Genomic DNA, 9,232 nt, shown 5'->3' with positions numbered 1-9,232 from the left:
AGTTTTCAAAGAGCATTTTTTCGAACCTTTACATCTTATCACGTTCATTGTGTACGAGTCAAGAGGTTTTTTTGACGAATCTTGTTGTCTTTTCTCGTATTTTGTCGTCGCTTGTTGGCGACAAGTAATAATCTATCACATCTAAAATACGAAATCAAGGGTTATTTTAAAAGTTTATCTCTATTAATTTCCCCCTAAGTGCAAACCCCTACTCTTCTTATAAAATATAGAAGCGGGGAGCTACCCCAAAGCTCCCTTTGGTCCAGCTCCCCTTCCTTACTTTGCTCGCAAATAATCCTCGCGCAATACTCCCATCATGATCGTATCATAGTACGTTCCGTCCACGTATTCATTTTGCCGCAGTCGTCCCTCTAATATAAATCCGCATTTCTCATATGCACGAATGGCACGTACATTTCCACTCCACGTATCCAGCTGAACGCGGTTTAGATTCAGCTTTAAAAAGAGAAAGCGCAGTAGAGCATGAAGTGTATCCGTACCATACCCTTTACTCCAATACTCTTTTGCCAAGATACCGATCCCGATTGTCGCTGCTCGAGTTATCGGATTCACATCCCGATAATCGCATGTGCCGATATGGACACCATCATGGGTATAGACCGAAAAGATAAACCTGTTCATTTTATCATGTAGCTTCGCAGTTCGTACGGTTTCTTCGTACATAGCGCGCAGGGAATCAAGCGAAATATTACTGTACGCAACTACCGATGAACCCGCGGCCAACATAGCCACTTCTTCATCATTACGCCAGAGAAACAGCCTTTCCATATCTTCTGCCGTCACTGGACGCAATTCTACTAAATTGCCTTTCATCATTTCGTTTCCTGCCTTTCGATTGGTTGTTGGTCATTTGATTGTTCGCTTTGGAAATGCTTTGGCTATTTGTATTCATAGACACCACACCTTTCGAAAGTCAGATCATGAATATTATAACAAAAAGGCCACTCCTTGGTAAGTAAGAGTGGCCTTCCCTAATGGGTTTAGCGGCGGCGTTGCAGTTCCGTCAGCACCTCATCCAATGGCAGCTTTTGCTCCCGCAAGAGAACGAGCAAGTGGAAAATCAGGTCGGAAGCTTCATAGCGCAATTCTTCCGCACTGCGATTTTTCGCTGCGATAATGACTTCCGCGGCCTCTTCCCCAACCTTTTTCAAAATCTTGTCCACGCCTTTTTCGAACAAGTACGTCGTATAAGAACCTTCCGGACGCTCCGCCTCACGCGCTGCAATCAACTGTTCCAATTCCCCCAAAATGGCAAAGCGGTCAGACTCCGTGGTTGACTGCCGCTCTTCAGAGGTCCCTAGCATTTCCCCTGCAAAACAGCTATAAGCTCCAGTATGGCATGCCGGTCCATTTGGGACGACCTGCACGACAAGCGCATCGCCGTCACAATCACAGCTAATGGAGACGATTCGTTGTGTATTTCCAGATGTTTCGCCTTTGTGCCACAGCTCTTGGCGTGAACGACTCCAAAACCATGTCTCTTTCGTTTCAAATGACATTTTCAGAGATTCCTTGTTCATATAAGCAAGCGTCAGGACTGTCTTACTGACTGCATCTTGTACGATAGCTGGAATTAGGCCATTTTCGTCGAAACGCAATTCCTCGAGTGTCAATTGTACTGTCATGGCCGCACGACAACTCCTTTGGTTTGCAAATAATCCTTAACCGACTGGATCGAGGTTTCATCATAATGGAAGATCGACGCTGCCAAAGCCGCATCAGCCTTCCCCTCTGTCAAAACATCATAAAAATCTTCCTTGGCTCCAGCTCCTCCGGAGGCGATTATCGGGATTCCCACCGCTTCCGATACCCGTCTCGTCAGTTCAATGCCAAAGCCCTTTTTCTCACCGTCATTATCCATGCTGGTTAATAAGATCTCACCCGCACCCAACGCTTCTGCTTCTTGTGCCCAGTCCACTACGTCTTTTCCCGTGGCATTGCGTCCACCGTGGGTATACACTTCAAAGCGATCCCCTCCAACCAGGCGCGCATCAATAGCCACAACCACACATTGGGACCCGAATACAGTCGCACCTTCGGAAATGAGCTCTGGTCGCAGAACAGCCGCAGTATTGAGTGATATTTTGTCGGCACCCGCCCGAAGAATTCGTTTCATATCCTCCACACTGTTAATGCCCCCGCCTACCGTAAAAGGAATCGTAATATTAGCAGCAGTCCGTTCAATGACCTCTACCATCGTCTTGCGGCCTTCATGGGAAGCAGAAATATCGAGAAAGACGAGTTCATCCGCCCGCTCTTCGCTGTATTTTTTGGCCAGCTCGACGGGATCACCTGCGTCACGCAATCCCACGAACTGCACACCTTTCACGACACGCCCTTCTTTTACATCTAAACAAGGAATGATTCTTTTAGCGAGCATCCACTTCACGCCCCTCCATACGAGTCAGCGCCTCTGCCAGAGTAAAAGCGTCTGTGTAGAGGGCCTTGCCGACAATCGCTCCCGAGACACCCTCTGTCATATGAGCAGCCAATGCCAGCAAATCATCCAGATTACTGACACCCCCTGAAGCAATGACTGATTTGCCTGTGGCAAGCGCAAGCGCTGAAATCTCTTCCACATTCGGCCCGGTCAACGTTCCATCCCGTGCGATATCAGTATAGATGAATGTTTCCGCACCATACGACACCAACCGCTTGGCCAATTCTGTTGCTTGCACATCTGTGGTAGTCAACCATCCTCGCGTAGCCACCAGCCCATTGCGACAATCTAGGCCAATCGCGATTTTGTCTCCATACGTTTGCAGGATGCGCTTGGTAAAAGGCTCGTCTTCAATGGCTGCTGTCCCCACGATGACTCTGGCTACACCCGCCTCCAAATAATCGGCAATCTGCTCTTCGGTACGAATGCCCCCCCCTACCTGGACTGGCACTGGAACCTGGCGAGCAATATCTTTAATCAGCTGTGCATTGGCAGGCTTGCCTTCTTTTGCCCCATCCAGATCTACCAGATGAACCCATGAGGCCCCTTGCTCTACCCAACGCTTTGCCATCGCAAGCGGCGAATCGGCGTATACGGTCTCCTGTCCGTAATCGCCCTGAAACAACCGGACGCATTTTCCCCCGCGAATATCAATGGCTGGATAAATAATAAAGCTCATGCCAAAACCCCCTCACACAAAACGGCAAAATTGTTCAGCAAGCGCATTCCCGCGTCCCCGCTTTTTTCCGGGTGGAACTGCATACCGAATACGTTGTTGCGTCCTACAATTGCAGTTACATCCTGATGATAGTCGGTCGTCGCCAGCAATTCGTCCGGATTCCCTACCCGTACGTGATAGGAGTGGACGAAATAAACATAGTCGCCCGTTTGTATCCCTTCCAACAAAGGGTGCTCCTTTTTCATGTGCAGCTCATTCCAGCCCATATGCGGCACCTTGTAGTCACCGCGAAAACGGACAGCCTCTCCATTTAAAAAGCCAAGCCCGATATGCTCACCGTACTCTTCACTTTTGCCAAATAACAGCTGCATCCCTAAACAAATACCCAGAATCGGTCGACCTGTGGCAGCATAATCGTGTATCGCTTTTTCCAAACCAAGCTCCCTGATGTTGGCAATCGCATCACCAAAAGCCCCGACACCTGGTAAAATCAGCCCACTGTAATCTGGTAATTGCTCCGGTCGGGAAGCAAATTCGTAGGAATAACCCAGTCGCTCCAAAGCCTTGCTCAAGCTGTACAAATTCCCCATGCCATAGTCAATGATGCCGATCATTTTTACAAAACTCCTTTTGTGGACGGGACCCCTTTAACACGCGGATCAATCGTCGTTGCTTCATCCAGAGCGCGTCCCAATGCTTTAAAGATGGCTTCGATCATGTGATGGGTGTTATGCCCATAATGCAGAATCACATGCAGATTAATCCGTGCCTCTAATGCGAACTTCCACAAAAACTCATGCACTAACTCTGTAGGAAACTGCCCCACTACATTCGTAGGATAAGTCGCCCGGTATTCCAAATGCGGTCGGTTACTAATATCAATTACGACTTGAGCAAGTGCGTCATCCATTGGCACAAATGCATTGCCATACCGTTTAATACCCTTTTTGTCACCTAGCGCCTCTCGCAGGCAATTCCCGAGACAAATCCCGATGTCTTCTACCGTGTGGTGATAATCGATTTCGATGTCCCCTTTTGCTTTGACGGCCAGATCAAAGTGGCCGTGACGCGTAAACAAGTCCAACATATGATCTAAAAAAGGTACACCTGATTCTTGCTTGCTATCCCCTGCGCCATCTATCCCAAAGGAAAGGGCAATCTGAGTCTCATTGGTGTTGCGCTCAATATCCGCTACCCGTTTTTGCATGTCTATCATCTCCACGTCACGCTCCTACTCTTCACAATCAAAGTCACGCAGCCGCTGTGAAATGGCCCGGCCGTGTGCTGCCAGCCCTTCCTGCTCTGCTAGCGTGATGATTTTATGTCCGTTCTCACGCAGGTCACGCTTACTGTACGAGACCACGCTTGATTTCTTTATGAAGTCATCCACCGACAGCGGCGAGGAGAACCGCGCTGTGCCATTGGTTGGAATCACATGATTGGTCCCGGCAAAGTAATCTCCTACCGGCTCCGAGCTGTACGGTCCAAGGAAAATCGCACCTGCATTTTCTACTTTCCCCAGATGTTCAAACGGTTCCGCGACCATGATTTCCAAATGCTCGGGAGCGATCCGGTTAATAACAGCAAAACCCTCGTCCAAATCCTCCACCAGCAAAATAGCACCGAAATCACGAATGGCTGCTTCTGCAATTGACTTACGAGGCAACTGCGCTAATTGCCGTTCCACTTCTTCCGCCACTTCCTCGGCCACCGTCTGTGATGTGGTGACCAACACAGCTGCCGACATCGGGTCATGCTCTGCCTGAGACAATAAATCTGCAGCGACATATCGCGGATTGGCTGTTTCGTCTGCCAGCACAGCAATTTCACTGGGACCAGCCACCATGTCGATGCTGACCAGTCCAAAAACTTCACGCTTGGCGAGTGCAACAAAAATATTACCTGGCCCGACGATCTTATCGACTGGCGGGATCTGCTCGGTACCGTATGTCAGTGCGGCAATGGCCTGCGCTCCGCCCACCTTGTAAATCTCCGTGACACCTGCAATCTGCGCCGCAACGAGGATGGCCGGATTTATTTTCCCATCCGATCCGGGAGGTGTAGTAATCACGACTTCAGGCACACCAGCAATTTTCGCCGGGATCGCATTCATCAATACACTGGAAGGATACGCAGCTGTACCACCTGGAACATAGAGTCCGGCACGCTTCAACGGCCGAATAATTTGACCGAGCAAAGTACCGCTTTCTTTGGTGGCAAACCAGGATTGGCGTACTTGCCGTTCATGGAAATCACGTATATTCGCTGACGCTTCCATCAGTGCGGCTCTTACCTCTGGGGCTACCTGTTTACTCGCCTCTATAAACTCTGCTTCACTCACACGAAATTCTTGCAAGCGTACGCGATCGAATCTCTCTGTATAATCCCGCAACGCTTCATCTCCGTGCTCCCGAACAGCAGCGAGTATCGCTTTTACGGCTTCCTGCTGTTCTTTTGTACCCGAATCTACAGATCTTTTTCCATTGAACTGACTAGCCGACATGATGCGCATGATTGTGTTCACCTCTCCACTTTTTCTATTTATTTTCTTCCCGGGATGACCTCAAGAAACTTTCCGGCAATATCATCTACGGCTTCGCTTTTCATCCGATAGCTGGCTCGATTGGCAATAAGCCGAGTCGTTATCTCGCATATGTTCTCCAGCTCTACCAATCCATTTTCCTGCAGGGTTCTTCCGGTAGAAACAATATCGACAATCCGGTCTGCCAACCCAATCAACGGAGCCAGCTCCACTGATCCGTTTAATTTGATGACCTCTACTTGCTGACCTTGCTCGCGGAAATAGCGAGAAGCGATTTTCGGATATTTGGTAGCGACCCTTGGAGCTTCTGTCGGCTTCCAATCAGGCATACCCGCAACCATCATTCGGCAGTACCCGATTTGCAGATCCAATAGTTCGTAGACATCCCGTTCCTCTTCTAAAAGAACGTCCTTACCCACAACACCGACATCGGCAACCCCGTACTCTACGTAGGTAGGAACATCTGTTGGTTTAGCCAAAATGAATTCAAGCTGAGCATTTTCTACTGGGATAATCAGCTTACGGGAGTCTTGCAGTTCAGCCGTAACCTGTAAACCCGCCTGCTGCAGAAAATGGATGGCTTCTTCAAAAATCCGCCCCTTGGGCATGGCAATCGTCAGCTTTTTCGCGTTGTCGAAAACCGCCATCTCTTACTCCCCCTGTTCCGTCATGCAAATAACCTTACTGTAGGTTGACTCTTGATAAGCGGATGCCTCCTCTGCATTTTCCACCAAACGCGTGACGACTACGAGCCCATCCTCACGCAACAGTTGCGCTTCAGAGAGTGCCATCTTTCGGCAATTTTCTGTGTAGAGAAGCAGAACGCGAGAAACACTTTGACCTTCGAGAGCAGGCGTTACTTGCAAAAGCCGATCCATCTTGATCGCAAAACCTGTCGCTGATGTCGGACGTCCAAACTGAGCCAGCAAATGATCGTAACGTCCCCCACCAAGCAAGGGAGAGCCCAAATCAGCAGCATAGCCTTCAAAAACGATGCCGGTATAGTAGTTCAAATTAATAATGAGATTGAAGTCGAGCAAAAGGTCATCCGTAACTCCATAAGCTTCGAGTGCTTCCCACAAGGAAGCTACCGTCTCGACTGCACGTCTCGCTTTCTCGTTCCTCGTCAGCTCATACGCCTCTGCAATCTTTCTTTTCCCGCCCTGCAGACGGAGCAATGCTTCCAGCCGGTCCTTTGCCTCACCATCAATATCAAGGGTAGCCAACAGTTGGCGAAAACCTACAAAGTCACGTTCATATAAAAATTGACGGAATTGGTTTCGAACACTTTCCTCTTCTACCGCATCCTCCAAAAGACCATCCACAAAGTCTACATGGCCAATCGCGATTCGGAAAGTCTCCACTCCTGCCGCTCGCAGGCAAAACACAGCGAGGGCAATCGCCTCTGCATCCGCATCGTCGGAAGCATCGCCAATTAGTTCAATGCCCGTTTGAAAAAATTCTGCGTTTCGTCCCGCTTCCTTTTCTTGTGCACGAAACACATTCGCTTGATAAAACAAACGAATCGGCAATGGTACATCTTTATATAGAGAGGATACAACTCGAGCGATCGGCGTCGTCATGTCCGGCCGCAGGACAACCGTATGTCCTTGCTTATCCAATAGCCGAAACATCCGATCCGTCAGCGTCGCGCTAGCTGCTCCTACCGTGTCGTAATACTCCAGTGACGGGGTAGCTATTTCTTCGTACCCCCAACGTGAAATGCACTGCGCTAACCGGCGCTCTAAATGCCGTTGTTTCGCCAGTGATTCCGGCAGTATATCCCTCATCCCTAACGGCTTTTCAAATCCCAACGGCTTCGCCATCTTAATTCCCTCCATAGCTTTTCGCTTTACTCTGCTAATATGGTAACAAGTTAAAGTGTTATGAAGAAGAGTACCACGGAAACAAGAGGTGGTCAACAGAGATGAGAATAGTCGGAAAATTTAAAAAGGGTACCCACTGTCATGCAGCGGACACCCTCTAGTATGATCTATATTTTCTTTTTCCACGCATTACCGCTCATCGTCTGTCTGTTTCCCCTCACGAATCATCTGCATTGGATTACCCCCAACAAAGGCTCCGGCTGGTACATCTTTATGAACGACTGTTCCCGCAGCTACAATTGCCCCTTCGCCAATCGTTACTCCAGGCAAGATCGTGGAATTCGCTCCTACGAGTACGCAGTCGCCAATCCGGACCTCCCCAAGTCGATATTCGTCAACCAGATACTCGTGAGCGAGAATCGTGGTATTGTATCCGATTACGCAGTTTCTGCCGATCTTGATTAGCTCAGGAAACATGGTGTCCATCATGACCATCAGCGCCACGGCACTTTGTTGCCCCACTTCCATTCGCAGAAACGTCCTGTACAGCCAATTTTTCCATGATAAAAATGGTGTGTACCGCGCGATTTGAATCACCGCAAAATTTTTCATGACCTTCCAAAAGCTCACTGTACGATACATTTGCCACAATGGGTTGGCTCCTTGGACAGGATATCTGGTTGTCTTTCTCATTACCTGTCCCCCTTATTACAGATCGGAATCGACGTCTTCTAGGATCGCACTCGACTGTTTACGGGAGAAGTGAACCGCAGCATTATACCCCATCCGCTTCAACCGGAAATTCATCGCTGCCACTTCAATAATAACAGCAAGGTTTCGACCAGGTCGAACGGGAACCGTGATAATCGGGATTTCCGTATCCATGATCTTGAGCGTTTCTTCGTCCAATCCCAATCTCTCATACATTTTTTGAGGCTCCCACAGCTCTAGCTGCACAACCATCTCAATGTTTTTTACATTCCGTACAGCACCAGCACCAAACATCGTCATGACATTGATAATACCGACACCACGAATTTCCAATAGATGCTGGATGAGCTCAGGGGCACTCCCGCTTAGCTGACCTCCCTGCGTCTGACGAATTTCGACTGCATCGTCAGCCACCAAGCGATGTCCGCGTTTGACCAGCTCGAGGGCGGCCTCGCTTTTGCCGATCCCACTGGACCCCATGATCAATACCCCGACCCCGTAAATATCTGTCAAAACGCCGTGAATAGTGGTAGTAGGTGCCAAACGGTTTTCCAGATAGTTGGTCACTTTCCCGACCAAAGTCGTAGTCGCCAAGGGTGACTGAAGTACCGGGACTCCTTGTCTATTGGAAACCTCTATCATTTCCTCCGGGACCGGTTGATTACGCGTCACGCAAAAACATGGTGTTTGCCCTTGCATGAGGAAGTTCATCCGTTCCAGACGCTTTTCTCTGGAGAGGGTTTGAAAAAAGTTGATCTCAGTCAGACCAAAAAGCTGAATCCGTTCTTCGGCGTAGTAAGAATAGTAGCCCGCCAATTGCAAACCCGGTCTACTCAGATCAGTAACGGTAATCTCGCGTCCCAATCCCTCTTCGCCACTTAAAATCGTCAAGTTGAAATGATCGACGAGATGACTCACATTTGTCTTGCGCATGAAACCCTTCCCCCTAACACGGGATTTCCGTCCCTCATTGTATATTCTCATTGTATCGAAATGAGCATACCCACGACAAC

General features: G+C 49.0%; 11 protein-coding genes. All 11 read right to left on the bottom strand.

The annotated features are described in order from the left end of the window. Nucleotides 1-276: 276 nt before the first annotated feature. Nucleotides 277-837, bottom strand: coding sequence for a GNAT family N-acetyltransferase (locus ACIFQN_RS34565; RefSeq protein ID WP_429837579.1), 561 nt, complete (start codon nt 835-837; stop codon nt 277-279). A gap of 164 nt (nt 838-1,001) precedes the next feature. Continuing rightward, on the bottom strand, nt 1,002-1,646 hold the full coding sequence (gene hisIE, locus ACIFQN_RS34560) for a bifunctional phosphoribosyl-AMP cyclohydrolase/phosphoribosyl-ATP diphosphatase HisIE (protein WP_429837578.1): 645 nt from the start codon (nt 1,644-1,646) through the stop codon (nt 1,002-1,004). Next, nucleotides 1,643-2,401 carry an imidazole glycerol phosphate synthase subunit HisF gene (gene hisF, locus ACIFQN_RS34555; RefSeq protein ID WP_429837577.1) on the bottom strand — a complete coding sequence of 253 codons (759 nt, stop codon included), beginning with the start codon at nt 2,399-2,401 and terminating at the stop codon, nt 1,643-1,645. Before hisF ends, hisIE begins: the two co-directional genes overlap by 4 nt. After that, nucleotides 2,391-3,140, bottom strand: a complete 750-nt coding sequence (hisA, locus tag ACIFQN_RS34550) for a 1-(5-phosphoribosyl)-5-[(5-phosphoribosylamino)methylideneamino]imidazole-4-carboxamide isomerase (RefSeq protein ID WP_429837576.1) — start codon at nt 3,138-3,140, stop codon at nt 2,391-2,393. Before hisA ends, hisF begins: the two co-directional genes overlap by 11 nt. Then, complete coding sequence (gene hisH / locus ACIFQN_RS34545) at nt 3,137-3,754, bottom strand: imidazole glycerol phosphate synthase subunit HisH (RefSeq protein ID WP_429837575.1); 618 nt, start codon at nt 3,752-3,754, stop codon at nt 3,137-3,139. The genes hisA and hisH overlap by 4 nt, the downstream gene beginning before the upstream one ends. Before the next feature lie 2 nt (nt 3,755-3,756). Then, nucleotides 3,757-4,356 carry an imidazoleglycerol-phosphate dehydratase HisB gene (hisB, locus tag ACIFQN_RS34540; protein ID WP_429837584.1) on the bottom strand — a complete coding sequence of 200 codons (600 nt, stop codon included), beginning with the start codon at nt 4,354-4,356 and terminating at the stop codon, nt 3,757-3,759. Nucleotides 4,357-4,371: 15 nt separating this feature from the next. Continuing rightward, the gene (gene hisD, locus ACIFQN_RS34535; RefSeq protein WP_429837574.1) at nt 4,372-5,652 is read right to left on the bottom strand and encodes a histidinol dehydrogenase; all 1,281 of its coding nucleotides are present in this window, start codon (nt 5,650-5,652) and stop codon (nt 4,372-4,374) included. A gap of 29 nt (nt 5,653-5,681) precedes the next feature. Further along, nucleotides 5,682-6,329, bottom strand: coding sequence for an ATP phosphoribosyltransferase (gene hisG / locus ACIFQN_RS34530; RefSeq protein ID WP_429837573.1), 648 nt, complete (start codon nt 6,327-6,329; stop codon nt 5,682-5,684). 3 nt (nt 6,330-6,332) lie between these two features. Next, nucleotides 6,333-7,508, bottom strand: a complete 1,176-nt coding sequence (locus ACIFQN_RS34525; RefSeq protein WP_429837572.1) for an ATP phosphoribosyltransferase regulatory subunit — start codon at nt 7,506-7,508, stop codon at nt 6,333-6,335. Between the two features lie 189 nt (nt 7,509-7,697). Then, nucleotides 7,698-8,201, bottom strand: a complete 504-nt coding sequence (locus tag ACIFQN_RS34520) for an acyltransferase (RefSeq protein ID WP_429837571.1) — start codon at nt 8,199-8,201, stop codon at nt 7,698-7,700. A 15-nt stretch (nt 8,202-8,216) separates the two neighbouring features. Next, on the bottom strand, nt 8,217-9,152 hold the full coding sequence (hprK, locus tag ACIFQN_RS34515; RefSeq protein ID WP_429837570.1) for an HPr(Ser) kinase/phosphatase: 936 nt from the start codon (nt 9,150-9,152) through the stop codon (nt 8,217-8,219). Nucleotides 9,153-9,232: the final 80 nt, after the last annotated feature.

The sequence above is a fragment of the Brevibacillus sp. NRS-1366 genome (assembly GCF_050467985.1).
The sequence above is the reverse complement of the archived record's forward strand: the minus strand, read 5'-3'. Positions and strand labels throughout refer to the sequence as shown.

What these genes read in the sequence shown, in the direction of transcription:
- ACIFQN_RS34525 (WP_429837572.1), bottom strand. Translation starts at nt 7,508, where the DNA reads ATGGCGAAGCCGTTGGGATTTGAAAAGCCGTTAGGGATGAGGGATATA.
- hisG (WP_429837573.1), bottom strand. Translation starts at nt 6,329, where the DNA reads ATGGCGGTTTTCGACAACGCGAAAAAGCTGACGATTGCCATGCCCAAG.
- hisA (WP_429837576.1), bottom strand. Translation starts at nt 3,140, where the DNA reads ATGAGCTTTATTATTTATCCAGCCATTGATATTCGCGGGGGAAAATGC.
- ACIFQN_RS34565 (WP_429837579.1), bottom strand. Translation starts at nt 837, where the DNA reads ATGATGAAAGGCAATTTAGTAGAATTGCGTCCAGTGACGGCAGAAGAT.
- hisD (WP_429837574.1), bottom strand. Translation starts at nt 5,652, where the DNA reads ATGCGCATCATGTCGGCTAGTCAGTTCAATGGAAAAAGATCTGTAGAT.
- hisIE (WP_429837578.1), bottom strand. Translation starts at nt 1,646, where the DNA reads ATGACAGTACAATTGACACTCGAGGAATTGCGTTTCGACGAAAATGGC.
- hisF (WP_429837577.1), bottom strand. Translation starts at nt 2,401, where the DNA reads ATGCTCGCTAAAAGAATCATTCCTTGTTTAGATGTAAAAGAAGGGCGT.
- hprK (WP_429837570.1), bottom strand. Translation starts at nt 9,152, where the DNA reads ATGCGCAAGACAAATGTGAGTCATCTCGTCGATCATTTCAACTTGACG.
- hisB (WP_429837584.1), bottom strand. Translation starts at nt 4,356, where the DNA reads ATGATAGACATGCAAAAACGGGTAGCGGATATTGAGCGCAACACCAAT.
- ACIFQN_RS34520 (WP_429837571.1), bottom strand. Translation starts at nt 8,201, where the DNA reads ATGAGAAAGACAACCAGATATCCTGTCCAAGGAGCCAACCCATTGTGG.
- hisH (WP_429837575.1), bottom strand. Translation starts at nt 3,754, where the DNA reads ATGATCGGCATCATTGACTATGGCATGGGGAATTTGTACAGCTTGAGC.